Origin of the sequence: Bacillus sp. JJ664 (assembly GCF_036962205.1) — a bacterium.
Lineage (GTDB): Bacteria > Bacillota > Bacilli > Bacillales > Bacillaceae_G > Gottfriedia.
In genome coordinates this window covers 3,749-22,712 of record NZ_JBALMS010000069.1, presented here as the reverse complement: position 1 = coordinate 22,712, position 18,964 = coordinate 3,749, and the positions used below count along the sequence as shown (strand labels likewise).

At 32.7% G+C, this 18,964-nt stretch carries 20 protein-coding genes and 2 tRNA genes; 20 read left to right on the top strand and 2 right to left on the bottom strand.

Going from position 1 to position 18,964, the window contains the following annotated elements; translation table 11 throughout:
• Positions 1-33 precede the first annotated feature (33 nt).
• The 17 genes from V7056_RS12440 (at position 34) to V7056_RS12360 (ending at position 15,679) form a co-directional block, all read left to right on the top strand.
• Positions 34-110, top strand: a tRNA-Met gene (locus V7056_RS12440).
• Positions 111-121: 11 nt separating this feature from the next.
• Positions 122-211 (top strand) — tRNA-Ser (locus tag V7056_RS12435).
• Positions 212-476: 265 nt separating this feature from the next.
• The gene (locus V7056_RS12430; RefSeq protein WP_499702364.1) at positions 477-836 is read left to right on the top strand and encodes a hypothetical protein; all 360 of its coding nucleotides are present in this window, start codon (positions 477-479) and stop codon (positions 834-836) included.
• Positions 837-1,087: 251 nt separating this feature from the next.
• Positions 1,088-1,696: a superoxide dismutase gene (locus V7056_RS12425; protein WP_499702363.1), complete on the top strand. Its 609-nt coding sequence runs from the start codon at positions 1,088-1,090 to the stop codon at positions 1,694-1,696.
• Between the two features lie 112 nt (positions 1,697-1,808).
• Entirely contained in the window at positions 1,809-3,026 is a 1,218-nt protein-coding gene (locus V7056_RS12420; RefSeq protein WP_499702361.1) for an MFS transporter, read from the top strand.
• 79 nt (positions 3,027-3,105) lie between these two features.
• A complete protein-coding gene (locus V7056_RS12415) occupies positions 3,106-5,217 on the top strand; it encodes a peptidoglycan D,D-transpeptidase FtsI family protein (RefSeq protein ID WP_499702359.1) in 2,112 nt (703 codons plus the stop codon).
• A 529-nt stretch (positions 5,218-5,746) separates the two neighbouring features.
• Positions 5,747-6,517: a phosphate ABC transporter ATP-binding protein PstB gene (gene pstB / locus V7056_RS12410; protein WP_377897066.1), complete on the top strand. Its 771-nt coding sequence runs from the start codon at positions 5,747-5,749 to the stop codon at positions 6,515-6,517.
• 24 nt (positions 6,518-6,541) lie between these two features.
• A complete protein-coding gene (gene phoU, locus V7056_RS12405) occupies positions 6,542-7,195 on the top strand; it encodes a phosphate signaling complex protein PhoU (protein WP_499702357.1) in 654 nt (217 codons plus the stop codon).
• Positions 7,196-7,302: 107 nt separating this feature from the next.
• The gene (locus V7056_RS12400) at positions 7,303-8,268 is read left to right on the top strand and encodes a nucleotidyltransferase family protein (RefSeq protein ID WP_499702355.1); all 966 of its coding nucleotides are present in this window, start codon (positions 7,303-7,305) and stop codon (positions 8,266-8,268) included.
• An 84-nt stretch (positions 8,269-8,352) separates the two neighbouring features.
• Entirely contained in the window at positions 8,353-8,502 is a 150-nt protein-coding gene (gene rpmG, locus V7056_RS12395) for a 50S ribosomal protein L33 (RefSeq protein WP_056475024.1), read from the top strand.
• Between the two features lie 102 nt (positions 8,503-8,604).
• Positions 8,605-9,168 carry a 5-formyltetrahydrofolate cyclo-ligase gene (locus tag V7056_RS12390; protein ID WP_499702353.1) on the top strand — a complete coding sequence of 188 codons (564 nt, stop codon included), beginning with the start codon at positions 8,605-8,607 and terminating at the stop codon, positions 9,166-9,168.
• 95 nt (positions 9,169-9,263) lie between these two features.
• Entirely contained in the window at positions 9,264-10,214 is a 951-nt protein-coding gene (locus tag V7056_RS12385; RefSeq protein ID WP_499702351.1) for an L-lactate dehydrogenase, read from the top strand.
• 120 nt (positions 10,215-10,334) lie between these two features.
• Complete coding sequence (locus V7056_RS12380; protein WP_499702350.1) at positions 10,335-11,117, top strand: M15 family metallopeptidase; 783 nt, start codon at positions 10,335-10,337, stop codon at positions 11,115-11,117.
• A 116-nt stretch (positions 11,118-11,233) separates the two neighbouring features.
• A complete protein-coding gene (locus tag V7056_RS12375; RefSeq protein WP_499702348.1) occupies positions 11,234-11,437 on the top strand; it encodes a YqgQ family protein in 204 nt (67 codons plus the stop codon).
• Positions 11,438-11,498: 61 nt separating this feature from the next.
• A complete protein-coding gene (locus tag V7056_RS12370; protein WP_499702346.1) occupies positions 11,499-12,473 on the top strand; it encodes an ROK family glucokinase in 975 nt (324 codons plus the stop codon).
• Between the two features lie 299 nt (positions 12,474-12,772).
• Positions 12,773-14,665 carry an LTA synthase family protein gene (locus V7056_RS12365; protein WP_499702344.1) on the top strand — a complete coding sequence of 631 codons (1,893 nt, stop codon included), beginning with the start codon at positions 12,773-12,775 and terminating at the stop codon, positions 14,663-14,665.
• Positions 14,666-14,749: 84 nt separating this feature from the next.
• Complete coding sequence (locus V7056_RS12360) at positions 14,750-15,679, top strand: M14 family metallopeptidase (protein ID WP_499702342.1); 930 nt, start codon at positions 14,750-14,752, stop codon at positions 15,677-15,679.
• Positions 15,680-15,746: 67 nt separating this feature from the next.
• On the opposite strand, the gene V7056_RS12355 is transcribed toward V7056_RS12360, so the two are convergent.
• Complete coding sequence (locus tag V7056_RS12355) at positions 15,747-15,923, bottom strand: DUF2759 domain-containing protein (RefSeq protein WP_087998928.1); 177 nt, start codon at positions 15,921-15,923, stop codon at positions 15,747-15,749.
• A gap of 159 nt (positions 15,924-16,082) precedes the next feature.
• On the opposite strand from V7056_RS12355, the gene V7056_RS12350 reads away from it, so the two are divergent.
• Both V7056_RS12350 and V7056_RS12345 read left to right on the top strand, forming a co-directional pair.
• A complete protein-coding gene (locus V7056_RS12350) occupies positions 16,083-16,709 on the top strand; it encodes an MBL fold metallo-hydrolase (RefSeq protein WP_499702340.1) in 627 nt (208 codons plus the stop codon).
• A gap of 9 nt (positions 16,710-16,718) precedes the next feature.
• Positions 16,719-17,849, top strand: a complete 1,131-nt coding sequence (locus V7056_RS12345; protein ID WP_499702338.1) for an SAM-dependent methyltransferase — start codon at positions 16,719-16,721, stop codon at positions 17,847-17,849.
• 30 nt (positions 17,850-17,879) lie between these two features.
• On the opposite strand, the gene V7056_RS12340 is transcribed toward V7056_RS12345, so the two are convergent.
• Complete coding sequence (locus V7056_RS12340) at positions 17,880-18,122, bottom strand: DUF2626 domain-containing protein (protein WP_499702337.1); 243 nt, start codon at positions 18,120-18,122, stop codon at positions 17,880-17,882.
• 336 nt (positions 18,123-18,458) lie between these two features.
• Between V7056_RS12340 and V7056_RS12335 the strand changes: the two genes are divergently transcribed.
• Positions 18,459-18,964: GntR family transcriptional regulator (locus V7056_RS12335; protein WP_499702335.1), on the top strand; the 506-nt coding region annotated here is incomplete at its 3' end.

Below are 18,964 nucleotides of genomic sequence, written 5' to 3'. Positions count from 1 at the left end.
CTACCTGCGGAGCCATTTATACTTATCAATTTTGGCGGTGTAGCTCAGCTGGCTAGAGCGTACGGTTCATACCCGTGAGGTCGTGGGTTCGACTCCCTCCGCCGCTACCAAATTATATTATGGAGTAATACCCAAGTCCGGCTGAAGGGATCGGTCTTGAAAACCGACAGGGGTGTAACAGCCCGCGGGGGTTCGAATCCCTCTTACTCCTTATCGATTTAAGAAAAAACTCTAACGGATATTCCGTTAGAGTTTTTTCTTGTTTTAATTGAACGTATAGTAAGAACGTGGAATCAAAAGTCCAATTTAATGAATATATAAAACAGAGTGTTTAATAGTAATAATTAGATAAAAATGATTAGTCCTTTTGACATTATTTAAACCATGCATTATATCCTGTTTTTTCTTTTTTTGTAGATAATCAAGAAATATTAATGTATTATTTTTGTGATAAAGAAATGAGGTAGGAGATTAGTATGTACCCAACGGAAAGTCAAGACCTATACTTAGAACGTTTAGAAGATAAGTTGCATAGCTCAATTACAGCAGTATTATATGATACGACCGGTCAAAGAAATGACCACAAGGTTAAACGTCGATTTCCAAAACCGATGTCTAACGAGGATGTCCAATCGATTATAAGCGCTATTAATAAATTTACTGCTATGAATAAACCTTTATTATGGAGAAGGTATCATAAAGAATCGTTCAATCAGAAAAATTTTGAATCGTATATTACACAATATCAAATTTTAACAAATTACTATGATTTACCCCTTGAAAGTGAATTAGTAAGTAGGTTTACTGAATGGGATCAGAACAAGCCTCGTGGTTAATCTTCCGGAGGCTTGTTTTGTTACTTTTAATGAAACGAATATCTGTAAGAGGAGACGTAACTGATTCGGGTGAAATTTTAGTACTCGTGACACAATAGAAGTGTTAAATTAGCTTATTTTATAAAAAAAATTTATTCAAACAGACTTTATTTTTAACATTCTTTCCCATTTATGAGCATAACTATTGAAATCTTTCGGTTTATTTGATAACTTTAAATTGAATTTTACTATATTTTTGGGAGGAATTACGAATGTCAAAATTTGAATTACCACAATTACCTTATGCTTATGATGCTTTAGAACCACATATTGATAAAGAAACTATGAATATTCACCACACTCGTCACCACAATACATACATTACAAACTTAAACGCAGCTTTAGAGGGTAAAGAAGTTTCTGCAACTACTATTGAAGAATTAATTTCAAACTTAGATGCACTTCCTGAAGGTATCCAAACTGCTGTACGTAACAATGGTGGTGGACATGCAAACCACAGCCTATTCTGGACTTTGTTAACTCCAGAAGGTACTGGCGCTCCAGTTGGAGAAGTTGCTGAAGCAATTAACGCTAAATTTGGTAGCTTAGATGAGTTCAAAGCTGCATTCACTCAAGCTGCTTTAACTCGTTTTGGTTCTGGTTGGGCTTGGTTAGTAGTAAACAATGGTGAGTTAGAAGTAACAAGCACACCAAACCAAGATTCACCATTAATGGAAGGTAAAACACCAATCCTTGGATTAGATGTATGGGAGCATGCATACTACCTAAACTTCCAAAACAAACGTCCTGATTATGTAGGTGCTTTCTGGAACGTAGTTAACTGGACTAAAGTTGAAGAATTATACAAAGCTGCTAAGTAATTAGCATGTAAACACTACTAAGAATCTGTTAGTAGTGTTTTTTTATTGCCAAAAAAATGGATAATTTCTCACTTACTCGAAAAAACTAGACATAGGACAAAGGAGAGTAATTATGAGTAAGTTGAAATTTTTAATTGGCGATGTGAAGGTAAACAAGGACTTAGTATTACTATTAAGTGTTGGCGGTTTATTTTCATTAGCAACAGCATTATCGAATACGTTTGTAAATGTTTATTTATGGAAGCAATCCAAGGATTATTTACCAATTGCTTCTTATCAATTTTCAATTGCCTTTTTTCAGGCACTCACTTTCATCATTACAGGAAGGTTAGCCAAACATATTGACCGGGTTGTTATCTTAAGAATCGGTATTTCGTTTTTAGCCATTTTCTATATTGCTGTTTTATTATTTGAAACAGATACTTTGCTTTCAACAATACTGATCGGGGCAATCCTAGGAATTGGAAATGGATGTTATTACCTATCCTTTAATTTACTGACATTTGAAGTGACAGAACCTGAAACAAGACAATTTTTTAATGGTTTTATGGGTTTGCTTACCTCATTCTCTGGAATACTTGGCCCATTTATCGCTGGAGCAATTATTGCATCGATGATTGGCAACAAAGGGTATACATATGTATTTGTGGCAGCAGTTATTTTATTTATTTTTGCCGTGATTTTAAGTTGCTTCTTGGTCAGAAGAGAACTAGATACTGAGTTCAATTTGAAAAGAGTGATATTAGAGCGGAAATTAAATAATAATTGGAGAAGGGTTACACACGCTAATTTTTTTCAAGGGATCAGAGAAGGAATCTTTTTATTTGTTATCTCTATTTATATTTACTTAGCTACAGGCAGTGAATTTGCTGTTGGGCAGTATGGGCTCATTACGTCATTAATTAGTTTTATTACATATTATGTTGTTACTCGAATCATTAAAGAGGAACATCGACTAAAGGCAATATTTATTGGAGGATTTCTCTTATTTGCTGCCGTTTTTACAATTGTATTTAAAGTGACCTTTTCATTACTGATTATTTATGGTGTTATTATTTCTTTGGCATATCCAATCATTTTAGTACCGTACTTGTCTTTAACATATGATATAATAGGAAAATCGTATAAAGCGAGGGAATATAGAGTTGAATATATTGTGATTCGTGAAGTGTATTTAAACAGTGGAAGAATGTTCTCAATAGCTGCATTTATTATTTTCACAGCGTTTTTTCCCGCAAAACAAGTTATCCCTATTCTAATGTGTATTTTTGGAGTTGGGCATTTCTTGGTTTATTTTGTTATGAGGAAATTAGAACTTGATCCTACTTAATGCAACTACATAAGATCGAATATAGAAATAGTTCCCTTATATGTTAAACCAATAAGTAGAGTATAAAAGAGGAGAAGAGATGAATAAACCAAAGAAAAATAAAATTAAATTACCTACTCGGCTGAATACACTATTTTTTCTTGTGTTTTTATTATTCTCTTTATTAATTCTAAGACTAGGCGTTGTTCAAATTGTAAAAGGTGAAGACTACCAACTAGAATTAGAACGTACAGAGAATATGACAGTTGATAAAGCAGTACCTAGGGGAAAAATATTAGATCGTAATGGAAAAGTTGTTGTAGATAACACACCACTTCGTTCTATAACGTATACAAGAAAAAAAGGAACAACTTCTGCTGAGCTATTAGAAATGGCAACAAAATTAACAAGCTATATAAAAATGCCAACAGATAAAATAATGGAACGAGATCGAAAAGATTATTGGCTACTAACACATCCTGAAGAAGCAAAAGAACTTGTTTCAAAAAAGGAAGATAAAAAATTAAAAGCAAAATACGAAGAAGACCCTGCGTCTTATAACAAAGAGTATTATGCTATGCAGTTAGATGCAATTACAGAAGACAATATAACATCATTAAGTAAGCAAGATTTACAAATTTTGGCTATTTATAAACAAATGAGTGTTGGGTATGCACTTACACCTCAAACAATTAAAAGTGAGGGTGTAACGGAACCTGAATATGCTATGGTTAGTGAACATTTAGATGAGCTTCCTGGAGTAGATGTAACAACTGATTGGGAAAGAGATTATGTATATGATGATACTTTCCGAACAATTTTAGGAAATATAACATCGGAAAAAGAAGGTCTTCCAGCTGAAAATGTAGATTATTACTTGGCACGTGGATATGATCGTAATGACCGTGTAGGAAAAAGTTATATCGAGCAACAATATGAAGATGTGCTTAGAGGTACAAAAGGAAAAGCACAAAATGTCGTTGATACGCAAGGGAATGTAATTGATACAAAAGTAATCACTGAAGGTGAACCAGGCAGTGATCTTGTGTTATCACTAGATATTGAATTGCAAAAAAAGGTGGATGATATTGTTCAAAGGGAGCTGTTAAGAGCTAAACAAACATCGAATGGTAAATATTTGGACCGAGCGTTTGTTACAATGATGAATCCAAAAACAGGTGAAATCCTGGCAATGTCAGGAAAGCAACTCGTAAAAGATAAGAAAACAGGTAAAATGGAAGTACAAGATTTTGCAACTGGAAACATGACAACTTCTTACGAAATGGGGTCTACTGTTAAAGGTGCAACTGTTTTAACTGGCTTCCAACAAAATGCAATTAGTCCAGGTACACGATTATTTGATACTCCTATTAGAATAAAAGATACACCACAAAAAGCTTCATATAAAAATATGGGATGGGTTTCTGATTTAGATGCTTTAAAACGATCTTCAAATGTTTATATGTTCCGAACAGCGATTGCAATAGGTAAGGGGCATTATGTTGAAAATCAACCACTTGATATAGATCCAAAAGCATTTGAAACGTTCCGAAATAGTTTTAGTCAATTTGGTCTAGGTGTGAAAACAGGTGTTGATTTACCGAATGAAGCAATTGGCTTTAAAGGAACAGATACTCGAAACCCTGGTTTCTTACTTGACTTAGCGATTGGACAACATGACACATACACGCCACTACAATTGGCGCAATATGTCTCTACAATTGCCAATGGAGGCTATCGTGTACAACCTCATGTAGCAAAAGAATTAAGACAGCCTTCTATTGGAGATGACAAGGGTGTTGTTAGAGAAGAAATCAAACCGAAAATTTTAAATAGAATTGACATGAAAGACTCATACGTTGATCGTGTTAAAGAAGGATTTTATAAGGTATATAATGAGGTAGGCGGTACAGCTTATATTTACTTCCAAGGAGCAGATTACAAACCAGCTGGTAAAACAGGTACTGCTCAGTCAGTATATGATGGACCAGATCGTAAAAAATATAATGGGCCACAAAAAACATATAACCTTACACTAATTGGTTATGCACCATATGATAATCCTGAAATCGCATTTTCTGTTGTTGTTCCATGGCTGCAAAGTGACCAAGCACCAGTTAACAAATACATCGGACGCGGCATATTAGACGAATATTTCAAAATGAAAGAAAATAAATCAAAAAATAATAATGCAGAAGATCAAAACGAGTAAAGAGAAGGGGGATCCCCTTCTCTTTTTTGTTTGTCGGAGCTAAACAGTCGCCTCCACTTTTCATGGTGTCTAGTTCCAGGCGTTAGCCCCTCGAGTCATAAGTCACCCCCCACTAAAGGTAAAAAGCACCTTTATTAGGGGTTGCCTTATGCTAGTCGGGGCTGAACGAACGCCTTCCACATTTCATGATGTCTAGTTCCGGCTCCTAGCTCCTCGAGTCATAAGCCCAAGCCCACTGGAAGTTAAAAAGCAACTTCCAATGTTCTTTGTCTTATGCTTGTCGGAGCTAAACAGTCGCCTCCACATTTCATATTTACACAATCTTTACATTTGGTTAAAACGTTTTTAATAGTTGGGATTTATGATTAGTAATGTAGTCTTAATTGATAAATGAGGTTTGTAGCTTAATTTATTTTTAAATTTTATATATATTCATGATGATTGAGAGCCTTTAGGATGAGAGGGGAACGAATAAATGACAACTACTTTAATTAGAGAGAATAAAACGAATATTGATGATGTTGAAGAGATGACAACAGTTAAGAAATCGATTGTTTATGATACACAAAATTTAAATTTATGGTATGGACAGGATAAGGCTTTAAAGGATATTAATTTAAGTATTTATGAAAATGAAGTTACTGCAATTATCGGTCCGAGTGGTTGTGGTAAGTCAACATATTTAAAAACGTTAAATAGAATGGTTGAGTTAGTTCCTACAGTTAGAACAGAAGGTAAAATTCTTTATCGTGAGCAAAATATTTTTGATAAAAGTTATCCAGTAGAAGAATTAAGAACACATGTGGGAATGGTGTTCCAAAAACCGAATGTATTCCCTAAATCAATTTGGGAAAATGTTGCTTATGGACCTAAAATTCATGGAATTAAAGATAAAAATACGTTGAATCAAATTGTTGAAAAGAGTTTAAAGGGTGCAGCGATTTGGGATGAAGTGAAGGATCGTTTACATGAAAATGCATACGGACTTTCAGGTGGTCAACAACAACGATTATGTATCGCGCGTTGTTTAGCGATTGAACCAGATGTTATTTTAATGGATGAACCTACGTCTGCGCTTGATCCGATTTCTACATTAAAAGTAGAAGAATTAATTCATGAACTGAAGAAAGAATTTAGTATTATTATTGTTACGCATAATATGCAACAAGCTGCTCGTGTTTCAGATAAGACAGCATTTTTCTTAAGTGGTGAAGTTGTTGAGTATACTGATACGAATAAATTATTCTCAACGCCAAAGGATAAACGTACTGAAGATTATATCACTGGCCGTTTCGGTTAATGGAAGGATAATGGTGACTAAAAAATGAGACCACAATTTGATGCAGATTTAAAAACACTACAAGAAATGATTATTGAATTAGCTATGAAAACAAAAAAAGCTGTTATGAAAAGTATGAATGCTTTTCGTACTGAAAATATAGAACTAGCACTAGAAGTAATTGATGAAGATGAGCGTATTAATAAACTAGAAAAAGAAATTAATGAATTAATATTAGTGATTATCACAAGACAACAGCCGGTTGCAGTTGATTTAAGAAGAAACTTAACGGCAATTAAAATTGCACACGATTTAGAACGTGTAGCTGATTATGCTGTAAATATTGCAAAATCTACAATTAGAATTCGTAGTCGTCAAGAAAATTTACCTATAGAAAATATTGAAAAAATGCATGCACTTGGATTAGATATGTTATCGAAGGCAGTGGATGCATATCGTACGGAAGATTTGCAGGCTGCTAAAGAAATAGGCGAGATTGATGATCAAGTAGATGAATTATATGGCGTAACAGTACAAACCTTGATGTCGAGCATAGCAGATTCTCCGGAACATGTTTCAAATGTTATGCAAATGGCGTTTGTTTGTAGATATTTAGAAAGAATTGCAGATTATGCAACGAATATCGCAGAAAATATCTATTATTTAGTCAAAGGTAAATATTATTTATTAAATCAATAATGAAAAGGGTGTTCTGGACTAAAAATGTTCATGAACACCCTTTTGTCATATTTCTGTCAATAAAAGCATACTTCTAAAACGAAACTATATATTTGGGGTGGTTAATCATGAAGGTAGTTATTTTAGCGGGAGGATTTGGTCAAAGACTATTACCTATAACAAATAACATACCAAAACCACTTTTACCAATTGCGAACCGTGCTGCAATTGAACATTTACTATTACATTTAATTAGTATGGGGTTTAATGAATTCATCATTCAATTACATTATATGTCACAAGCGATTATCCAAACGATAGATGGAANNGAATATATTATAGAAGAAGAAAGTTTAGGGTCCGCTGGATGTTTGCGATTATCCAAACCGTATTTAAATGATACTTTTTTATTAGTCAATGGAGATATTTTATTTGATGGGGATATTAAAGAGGCAATCTATCAACATTTAGAATTCAATCAACAATTCACAATGCTTGTAAAACAAGTTGATAAATGTGAGTCTTATGGAAATGTAAAAGTAAAAAATGGACAAATAATGGAATTTATAGAAAAACCACAAATAGGAAATGAAATCAGTAAATTAGTAAATACAGGTATCTATATTTTGAATGCAGAGTTACTAAAGTACATACCAGACTATTGTTATTTTGATATTAGTACGGACTTGATTCCGCTTTTATTAAGAGAGAATATTATTTTAAATGCGGTTGAATTAAAAGGATATTGGATCGACTATGGAACACCGAGAAGATTTGCAAAGTTAAATGTGGACTGGATTGAAGAAAAGATAAACCTACCAATCCAAGCTGTACAAATCTTACCTAGAATATTTTTAGGTGATCATGTAAAAATAAAAAATAATGTGAAAATTGTTTCACCTGTCATCATTGGAAACGATGTAACAATAGAGGAAAATTGTATAATCGGTCCATATGTATCAATTAGCTCGAATATTATTATTGATAAAGGAAGTATTTTGCATCATCAAGCTGTATTCCAAAAGTACACTTTAAACCAAGAAAATAAATTTACAAAAAATACAATAAAAAAATTATCAAAAGAAATGCAATGAATGTAGAAAAACTATGGAATTTATTCTAAAAGAATGTTATTATATACAAGTCTGATTATGTCACTATGTCAGGAGGGAAAATAAATGCGCGTAAATATTACATTAGCATGTACAGAATGCGGAGATCGTAACTACATCACTACTAAAAATAAACGTAATAACCCAGACCGTCTTGAGCTTAAAAAATATTGCCCAAGACTTAAAAAAGTTACAGTTCATCGCGAAACAAAGTAAGCAGTAGGAATATTCCTACTGTTTTTTTTGTATTTCTACTATATAAGCCTCATAAAATTTTTCTGCATTTTCTACATATTTTATTAATGGGAGATATCTATTATGGATAAAAAAGGAATTAGATCAGCTATTATTAAAAAGTTAAACGAAATCACAGTGAAAGAGCGTAACGTGAAGTCAAAACAAATCATTGATCAACTAATCACTACACCAGAATGGAATAAAGCCAATACGATTGCAACGACAATGCCTATGGAACACGAAATTGATACTACCTTATTCATTGAAGTTTGTTGGAGATTACATAAAGATGTTGTAGTACCAAAATGTATTCATAAAACGAAAGAGATGCAGTTTTTTAAAATTACAAGTTTTGAACAATTAGAAAAAGGTTATTTTGGTATACAGGAACCAAATGAGTCCTTATGTGAAAAAATCAATAAAGACGAAATCGACTTAATTGTTGTACCAGGTGTTGCATATACCGCTAAAGGGGACCGCTTAGGCTATGGAGGAGGGTATTATGATAGATACTTATCAAACTACGCTGGAAACCTTGCTGCGCTTGCTTATAATCTGCAAATTGTCGAAGAGCTACCTATTGAAGCACATGATCAACGAATGCCATTGATTATTACTGAAACGAATATTATGAAAACATTTTGATCATTGTATAAGAAATCTGATTTTGATGAGAATAAAGTAAGAATGTGACTGTTTTTGTTATTTTATATAGCTTGAAAAAGAAGGTGGACGACATCATGCGACATAAAGATATAAATCGTGTTGCTCTAATTGGAACAGGTGCTGTTGGTGCAAGCTATGCATTTGGGATGTTAAATGCTGGTTTAGCTGAAGAATTAGTCATGATTGATTTAAATAAGGATAAAGCAGAAGGTGATGCAATGGATTTAAGCCACTGCTTACCTTTTGTAAGCTCTAGAACGAAAATATGGGCTGGAGATTACAATGATTGTAAAGATGCGAACCTAGTGGTAATTACTGCTGGAGCAGCACAAAAGCCTGGAGAAACCCGTTTAGATTTAGTTTCTAAGAATTGTATGATCTTTAAAGGGATAATTGGTGCAATAATGGAAGCTGGATTCGATGGTATATTTTTAATTGCAACAAATCCGGTTGACATTCTTACCTATGTAACATGGAAATTTTCAGGTTTACCGAAAGAAAGAGTTATTGGATCAGGAACAAGCCTGGATACAGCACGATTCCGATATTTACTAGGTGATTATTTTAATGTCGATGCTAGAAATATTCATGGATATATAATAGGAGAACATGGTGACAGCGAGCTACCTGTTTGGTCTCAGACAACTGTCGGCACTCAACCAATCCAAAGGGTTTTAAAGAAAAATCCAAAATATAGTATGCGTGAATTAGATGAGATCTTTTTAAATACAAGAGATGCGGCTTACCATATCATTAAACGGAAAGGCGCAACATATTATGGAATCGGTATGGGGCTGGTTCGATTAACAAAAGCAATACTCAAAAATGAAAATAGTATTATTACTGTTTCGGCTTATTTAGAAGGTCAATATGGAGAAAATGATCTTTACATAGGTGTACCTGCTGTCATTAATCGTAGTGGAATTCGAGAAATTGTCGAATTAGATCTAAATGATCTTGAAGCTCGACAATTTAAAAATTCTGTAGAAATATTGAGAATAAGTATGGAATCGATTCAATTATAAAAATGAAATGCCTCTTTCAATTACGAAAGAGGTTTTTTATTACCTTCACATTTGAAAAAATATCTTTCATTCGCTATTGTTAATATTAATGAATCAAATAAGTAAGTAAGGAAGATTGCATTGAATAGAACAAAAAGTAATAAAAAACGAAATTTAGTTTTGGGAATCATTTTAGTGGTTATTTTAATTGGACTAGCTTTAGCTATCAAAGAAAAGGTGTTTCATTCGAATAGTGAGCAAAAACATTCTAATCAAGAAGGTAAAGAAACATCACCTTTATTTCCTAATTATGAAGAAACTGCAGTTGAGGCAGAAGATGGGTTACTCGAAGTGACAAACGAGCAGTCAAATTTAGTATTAGTTAATAAAGCTCGCAAATTACCTGATGGATATGAGCCACCGGATTTAACGTATCCAATTGTTCCATTACATGGTGCATCAAAAGATAAGACGTTAATGAGGAAAGAAGCTGCTAAGTCATTGGAAAAGCTTTTTGAAGCGGCTGAAGCGGATAGCATTGTACTGACACCAGTATCAGCCTATCGTTCTTTTGATAGACAGCAAAGCCTATATAATTTCTATATCCAATCCCATGGGGAAGAATGGACAAAAGCATACAGCGCCTTCCCGGGGACAAGTGAACATCAAACGGGACTATCCATAGATGTTTCTTCACCTAATTTTGGGAATAAGCTTGAAAAGGAATTTGGTGAAACAAAGGAAGGTACTTGGCTGGCAGATCACGCACATGAATACGGATTTATTATTCGTTATCCGGAAGATAAGGTTGATAAGACCGAGTATAATTATGAACCATGGCATATCCGTTATGTTGGTATAAAACAAGCAACATACCTTTATGAAAATGACCTAGTCCTAGAAGAGGTTATGTCTCCAAAATAACATGAGAGTATTGGAATGAATCTATTAGCATTCGATTGACGAAGAATCTTTTCGACTTTATACTTAATACATAGTATTCAAAATTTTTTTGGTAGATTAAATAGTAGGAGCAACACATGAATTCAATATATGATATCCAACAATTTTTAAAAAATTATGGAACGTTTATTTACACCGGTGATCGTCAATCTGACTTAATGTTAATGCAAGATGAGTTAAAGGAACTATTTTTAGCGAACATACTAGAAAGAAAAGATTTTCAAGTTGCAACATTAATCATAAAAAAAGAGATAAGTGAAATCCAAAAGAAAACGATTTGATAAAAGTCGTTTTTTATTAGTAAGAGATGCAAGCGGTTTCACTATAAAGGGAGAGAGTAAGATGGAAAAAATGATCGTAGGTGTTGATTTAGGCGGTACGAGTATAAAATTAGCGTTATTAACAAACAATGGAGAATTTATCGAAAAGTGGGAAGTACCAACAGATAAATCAGACCAAGGGATCCATATCCCAAAAACAATTACCATTGCAATTGAAGATAAGTTAAAAGAAATGAATAAATCTAAAGATGATGTTGCTGGTATTGGTATAGGAGCACCTGGGTCGGTTCGCCTAGAAGACGGTTTAATTTTCGCGGCTGTTAACTTAGGGTGGGTAAACTTCCCGTTAAAATCAATTTTAGAGAAGGAATCTGGAATTCCTGTAATAGTTGATAATGATGCGAACATTGCAGCGGTTGGTGAAATGTGGAAGGGCGCAGGAAATGGTGCTAAAGATGTAGTAATGATCACATTAGGAACTGGAGTAGGTGGAGGAGTCATTGTTAATGGACAAGTTGCTCACGGTATTAGCGGAGCAGCTGGGGAAATTGGCCATATTACAGTTCAAACTGAAAATGGCGTACTTTGTAACTGTGGTAAAACTGGGTGTTTAGAAACAATTTCTTCTGCTACTGGAATTGTCCGAATTGCAAACGAAACTTTACAATCTACTACTAAAGACACAATTTTAAAGAAGAAGTTTACTGAAAATGCTATTACGACTAAAGATGTTTTTGATGCTTTCAAGGATGGCGATGAAGTAGCTACTGACATAGTGAATCATGTGATGAAGTATCTTGCATTAGTATTGGCTGGTGTAGGTAATACTTTAAACCCAGAAAATATTATTATTGGCGGTGGAGTTTCAAATGCAGGAGAATTGCTACTAAAGCCGTTAAGAAAATATTTTGATGAATATGCTTTTACAACTGTTCGTGAATCTACAAAGCTTTCGATTGCTCAATTAGGTAATGACGCTGGTGCAATTGGCGCAGCATATTTAGTGAAAAAATTTATTACAAAAGAAATAAATTAAGCTACGATATAGCTTTTATAATCAATCGTTAATTGTATTTTAAAGATGCTTCAATAGAGGTATCTTTTTTTTATGTAAATTGAATTGAACAAAAAATTAGTTATTTGACGTGTTGAGTATTTTTATGATAAATTGAATGACGTCAGAAAAATACACGAGATTACTAGAAAGTTTTGGCGGTAGAAATTACAAAGTGGACGGACAAAACCAAGGTATTTAAGTGATATTGAAAATAAACATGTGAATTCATAAACATGGTAAATAATAGATTATAAGTTTTAAAAAAGGAGGAACAGACTATGTGGAAAAAGTTTATTAAAAACTTCGGATTTCCTTTACTTGCAGTATTCCTTTTATGGACAAAAGCGACTTTACTGAGCTTGTATTACTTTGACTTAGAAATTGAAAATTCAATGCAAAAATTTATTTTAATAATAAGTCCAATTTCTTCATTACTAATTTTTATTGGTATTGGTCTTTTTGCGAAAGGACATAAACGAAATAGGGCTGTCATCTGGATCAGTTTAGTTATGTCATTTATATTAATTGGTGACACAGCTTACTATTCATTCTTTGATGATTTCGTAACGATTCCAGTTTTATTTATGACACAGAACTTTGCTGACTTAGGTTCAAGTGTTAAAGCGATGATTAGTTATAAAACAATTTTAGCTTTTGCTGATATCATTATTTTAATTCTAGTTAATATTTTTTGGGGTAAAAAATTCTTTACAACTGAAAATATTAAAGGTAAAACAAGAACTGCATATTATTTAGTTGCAGCTGCAGTATTTTTAATTAATCTTGGGATGGCAGAAACTGAGCGCCCACAATTATTAACTCGTTCTTTTGATAGAGAGTATATTGTAAAGTTTTTAGGATTATACAATTACCATATTTATGATATGGTTCAACAATCGAAAACAACTGCTCAAAAAGCAATGGCTGATGATAGTGAGTTAGCAGGTATTGAAAACTTTATCCGTGCTAATGATACTGGCGTAAATGCTGAGCTTCATGGAAAATATAAAGGTAAAAATGTTGTTGTTATTTCATTAGAATCATTACAAGACTTTGTAATTGGCAGAGAAATTAATGGACAAGAAATAACTCCTTTCTTAAATGACTTTATTAAAGAAAGTTATTATTTTGATAATTTTTATCACCAAACTGGACAAGGTAAAACATCTGATGCTGAGTTCTTAATTGATAATAGTTTATATCCATTAGATCGTGGAGCAGTTTATTTTACAAATGGTGGTAACACATTTACAGCAACACCAGCAATTCTGAAAAAAGAACAAAATTATTATACTTCAGTCATGCATTCAAACAATAAATCGTTTTGGAATCGTGACATGATGTATCCAAGCTTAGGTTACGATCGTTATTACAATGAAAATGATTACAAAGTAACTGAGGATACTTCAATTGGTTGGGGTCTTAAGGATCAATATTTCTTTGAACAATCTGTTGAAAAGATGAAAGAAATGCCTAAACCTTTCTATACACGTATGCTGTCATTAACAAATCACTATCCTTTTGAATTAGGCGAAAAGGACCTAATGATTGAAAAATTAAAAACTGGTGATCAGACAGTAGATAACTATGTAACAACAGTTCGTTATTTAGATGAATCAATCAAGCACTTCGTTGAAGAAATGAAAGCTTCTGGATTATACGATAATACAATCCTAGTGATGTATGGTGATCACTATGGTATTTCTGAAAATCATAACCGTGCAATGAGTGAAGTATTAGGAAAAGAAATTACGCCTGTTGAACATGTTAAATTACAACAAGTACCTTTCTTTATCCATTTACCTGGTCAAACTAAAGGTGAAACAATTCATAAAGTTGCAGGTCAAATTGACGTGAAACCAACAATCCTAAACTTATTAGGTGTGAATGCAAACAAAACATCAATTAACTTTGGTAATGATATTCTTTCACCAAAACATAAAGACTTTGTTGTATTCCGTGATGGTACAATCGTTACAGATAAATATATTTACAAAAATGAAAAAATGTATGATGCAAATTCTGGTGAAGAATTAAAAGGTCAAAAGCCACCTAAAGAAGATTTAGCTAAAGCTAAAAAATCACTAGAGTATTCAAATTCAATTATTTATAAAGATTTACTTCGTTTCTTTGAAGTAAAATATGAGCGAGCAAAAACTAAGTTTGAATAATAAAAGCACTTCCTATGGGAAGTGCTTTTATTTTGTTTATTTACATACAATTGTATTAAAAATACGATTGGTGAGGTGGAATGGTTGTTTTATAAGTCGCCTACAAATCTCTTCATACCGATCAGTTACGATTTTGCTGATCTTGAAAAAGATATTAGCATCCTTACGCAGCAGTATCCATTTCTTAAGTTAAATGTGATTGGGAGAAGTGTACTGGATCAGCCAATATACGAAATCATCTTTGGTAATGGAGAGAGAAGGATTCATTGGAATGGTTCATTTCACGCAAATGAATGGATTACTACTTGTGTATTGATGAAATCATTAGAATGGTTATGTCAAACTGTTTCAAATGAAGAATTACTATTTCATAAAGAGGTTTTGGCTTTTTTTCACTTGAACACCTTATCAATTGTTCCGATGGTGAATCCAGATGGGGTTAATTTAGTCGTTAACGGCCATATAGAGGACGAGGGGTATATGAACCATGTTAATAGTCTAAATGCTGCCAATGACGATTTTACGGGGTGGAAGGCAAATATAAGGGGTGTTGATTTAAATAATCAGTTTCCTGCTAATTGGGAAATTGAAAAAGAACGAAAGAAACCAAAAACATTTGCACCAAGAGATTATCCAGGAGATGCTCCATTAACTGAACCAGAAGCAATTGCAATGAGTAATTTGGCGATTGAAAGAAATTTCGATCTACTATTAGCACTTCATACACAGGGGAAAGAGTTTTATTGGGGTTATGATTACTTAGAACCCGAAATTTCAGCTGTTTATGCTGAGTACTTTACGAAAATCAGTCCATATAAATCAATTAAAACAATTGATAGCCATGCAGGTTATAAGGATTGGTTTATTCAGGAATTTAGAAAACCTGGTTTTACATTAGAACTAGGTAAGGGAATTAATCCTTTACCACTTTCAATGTTTGATTTAATATATGCGGAAACCTTTCCGATTTTATTTGCATCTCTTATAAACTTAAATGAAAGTAAAAAAGGCTGACGAATTTGTCAGCCTTTCATTGTTTATTTGTTTTCTTTATATGTAAATATGAGAAAACGAATACATATTATAAATGTGTTGGTGGATAACCGCTATGTACGATTGTCATGATCGCAAACCATGCGAAAAGTACTAAAGTAAGACCAGAAAATACGATTCCTAATAAATTTTTCTTCTTTAAAGATCCAAATAATGCAGGAACACATAAAATAGCTGTTAGAATAAATATAATAACTGTACCCATTGTAAACCCCCTATAAAAAATTCTTCAAGCAACCCCTGTTTGCTATTACATCATTATTATTGTAAAACTTTTATTAACAATTGTCTATTTGAAATTCTAAAGCGTAAACAAAATTATGATATAGTATTAATTAGATTAAATAGAAAGCAGGGTAAAAGCATGAATGTTTATCAATTACCATTAGGTCCGCTACAAACAAATTGCTATGTTGTTAGTAATGATGTAAAAGAAGCTGTTATTTTCGATCCAGGTGAAGAAGCGAATATCGTTTTTAATGTTATTGAAGAAAACAAATTAAAGCCATTGGCAATTCTTCTAACACATGCACATTTTGATCATATTGGGGCTGTAGATGAAGTGCGTGATGAGTATAATATACCCGTTTATATTCATAAATATGAAGCTGATTGGTTAACGGATGGCCAAAAAAATGGTTCAGCATCTTTTTTAAGAAATCAAACGATTTTTGCTCGCGAAGCAGATCATGTAATCGAAAAAGAAGGCAAAATGGAATTTGGTCAATTTACTTTTTCAGTTTTTGAAACGCCAGGACATTCTCCAGGAAGTATTTCTTTTTATAATAAGGAACTGAGAACAGTATTTTCGGGTGATGCACTCTTCCAAAGAAGTATTGGTCGAACTGATTTAGTTGGTGGTGACCACGAACAATTAATTAAAAGTATTAAAAGTAAACTATTATCTCTACCAGACGATGTTGTTGTTTGTAGTGGACATGGTCCTACGACAACAATTGGCGAAGAGAAAAAACATAATCCATTTTTCTAAGGGAATAACATGAAACAGATTATTTTAAATGCCATTCAAAAGAGCGAAGAAAATTATATTACATATGAAGAGTTCATTTCACTTTGTTTGTATCATTCAGATAAGGGCTATTATCAAAAATCAGATACAAAAATAGGAAGAAAAGGCGACTTTTATACGACAAGCTCAGTAGGGACAGTTTATGGAGAGGTAATTGCCTCAGTTTTTTGTCGATTGATAAAAAATGAGGTGATTGATCCAATTTTTGTTGAAGTAGGTGCCGGAAATGGTCGTTTTGCAAACTCATTTTTAACTTATTGCCAAAAAAATGAACCAGTAATATATGCTAATTTAGAATATAGAATCGTTGATGAGAGTAAATTTCATCGATCATTACAAATGCAAATATTAGCACCTCATTCAAATGTAAGTTACTATGCAAACATTTCAAACCTAAGTAAAATACAAAACGGTATGATCTTTTCAAATGAGCTTTTTGATGCTCTACCAGTGAGAGTCGTTGAATATTGCCAAGATAAATGGCAAGAAATTGTCATTTCTTATAATGAATCTTATGAACTAATTGAGAAATTTATTGAGATTGAAAATGATTTGATTTTCGAATTTCTTAAGCATCATCATTTTTCTGGAAAACAAGGGCAAAGAGTTGAAATTCCAGTTGCAATGGAATCTGTGTTTAATGGATTAATTAAAACACTTGAACATGGAATCATCATGTCTGTTGATTATGGTTTTACAAGAGAGGAATGGAATGCTCCTCATCGAGTGAAAGGAAGCTTAAGAGGCTACTACCAACATGAAATGAAAACAAATGTGCTTGAATTTTTAGGTGAGATGGATTTAACCACACATATTCATTGGGATGAACTAAGAAGGCTTGCAGAAATCAATCATTTAGAAAATTTTTATTTTAATTCTCAAAGACAGGCCCTCCTAGATTTTGGTATATTAGATCGGCTCGTACAACATGCAGCGATGAATCCATTTTCAGATGAATATAAACATAATCGAGCAATTCAATCATTAATTATGCCAGGGGGAATAAGTGATTCGTTTCAATTGTTGTTACAGATCAAAGGTTTGTCTAAAATAAAAAAATTAAAGACGAAAGAATGTCTTACAATAGATGAGTACAAATAAAAAAACCAGTCAAAAGACTGGTTTTATTTATTACTCACCAAAGCTTGGTACTAATAAGAAAGTACTATAATATGTAAATCCTACAAAGAACACAGTTAAGTATGCGCCAAAGATATAGATGTACATACGCTCAGAAAGCTTTAGATAGCCTAATACTACGAAAAATGCTGTTTGTACTGCGAAAATTAATGCAGCAGCAGTCATATGACCAACTACGAACATCACCGCAAATATAGCTGTCCAGAATCCTAGAACGCGAAACATACGATCCATTCTAAATCCCCCCATAAATAATTTCTACCCATTCATTATTATAAAATAAGAAAGTTACAATTGTAAACAACGTATTACTACAATTGTCGAATGTATTTAGAAGTAAATAATATTCTTATCAGTATTATTTTCGTTCATTTGTAAAATTCTATACATATTGGTATATGAAAAAGTTATTTGATTAAAAAAATTTAATAAGGGCATTTGATATAATGTCTAGCCTACTAGCGTAAATATTTTGATTAAAGCTCCATTTTCTTTAAATCTCTATGATATAATACAATATAAAGATAATAGAATATTTAATTAAGTTGTTATTTTGAATGGGGTATAATAATGAATATAGAAAAAGAGTATTCTCAAGCAGAAAAAGCTTATGAAATTTTAGAAAATATGATCGTATCGTTAGAATTAGAACCGGGCCAAATCATCACAGAAAATGAAATAAGTAAGAAACTAAATATTGGACGAATGCCAATAAGAGAAGCATTAAAAAAATTAGAGTCTGTAAATATGGTTGTCATTTTACCTAGAAAAGGTATAATGGTTAAAGAAATTACGGTTGAGGAAATGTTGCAGCAACTAGAAGTTCGAAGAGTACTTGAAAAACTCATTGTTGAACGTGCGACAAAGTTTATGAATGAAGAAGAGAAAAAAAGACTCTTAGAAATAGCTGATGCATTTGAAAAAGCGACAATTGAAAAAAACGCATTAGATTCTGTACAATATGACGGAATGTTTAATAGCTTAATTAGTAAAGCATCAAGAAATCCGTATGCTGCAAATGCAATTACACCTTTGCATGTTTCAGCTAGAAGATTTTATTATTTTAACTATCATAT

Excerpts from the sequence above, each read along its gene's own strand:
- V7056_RS12370 (WP_499702346.1), top strand. The coding sequence starts at position 11,499 with ATGGAAAAAATGATCGTAGGTGTTGATTTAGGCGGTACGAGTATAAAA.
- phoU (WP_499702357.1), top strand. The coding sequence starts at position 6,542 with ATGAGACCACAATTTGATGCAGATTTAAAAACACTACAAGAAATGATT.
- V7056_RS12390 (WP_499702353.1), top strand. The coding sequence starts at position 8,605 with ATGGATAAAAAAGGAATTAGATCAGCTATTATTAAAAAGTTAAACGAA.
- V7056_RS12415 (WP_499702359.1), top strand. The coding sequence starts at position 3,106 with ATGAATAAACCAAAGAAAAATAAAATTAAATTACCTACTCGGCTGAAT.
- V7056_RS12375 (WP_499702348.1), top strand. The coding sequence starts at position 11,234 with ATGAATTCAATATATGATATCCAACAATTTTTAAAAAATTATGGAACG.
- V7056_RS12365 (WP_499702344.1), top strand. The coding sequence starts at position 12,773 with ATGTGGAAAAAGTTTATTAAAAACTTCGGATTTCCTTTACTTGCAGTA.
- rpmG (WP_056475024.1), top strand. The coding sequence starts at position 8,353 with ATGCGCGTAAATATTACATTAGCATGTACAGAATGCGGAGATCGTAAC.
- V7056_RS12430 (WP_499702364.1), top strand. The coding sequence starts at position 477 with ATGTACCCAACGGAAAGTCAAGACCTATACTTAGAACGTTTAGAAGAT.
- V7056_RS12340 (WP_499702337.1), bottom strand. The coding sequence starts at position 18,122 with ATGGATCGTATGTTTCGCGTTCTAGGATTCTGGACAGCTATATTTGCG.
- V7056_RS12345 (WP_499702338.1), top strand. The coding sequence starts at position 16,719 with ATGAAACAGATTATTTTAAATGCCATTCAAAAGAGCGAAGAAAATTAT.
- V7056_RS12420 (WP_499702361.1), top strand. The coding sequence starts at position 1,809 with ATGAGTAAGTTGAAATTTTTAATTGGCGATGTGAAGGTAAACAAGGAC.
- V7056_RS12350 (WP_499702340.1), top strand. The coding sequence starts at position 16,083 with ATGAATGTTTATCAATTACCATTAGGTCCGCTACAAACAAATTGCTAT.
- V7056_RS12425 (WP_499702363.1), top strand. The coding sequence starts at position 1,088 with ATGTCAAAATTTGAATTACCACAATTACCTTATGCTTATGATGCTTTA.
- pstB (WP_377897066.1), top strand. The coding sequence starts at position 5,747 with ATGACAACAGTTAAGAAATCGATTGTTTATGATACACAAAATTTAAAT.
- V7056_RS12355 (WP_087998928.1), bottom strand. The coding sequence starts at position 15,923 with ATGGGTACAGTTATTATATTTATTCTAACAGCTATTTTATGTGTTCCT.
- V7056_RS12385 (WP_499702351.1), top strand. The coding sequence starts at position 9,264 with ATGCGACATAAAGATATAAATCGTGTTGCTCTAATTGGAACAGGTGCT.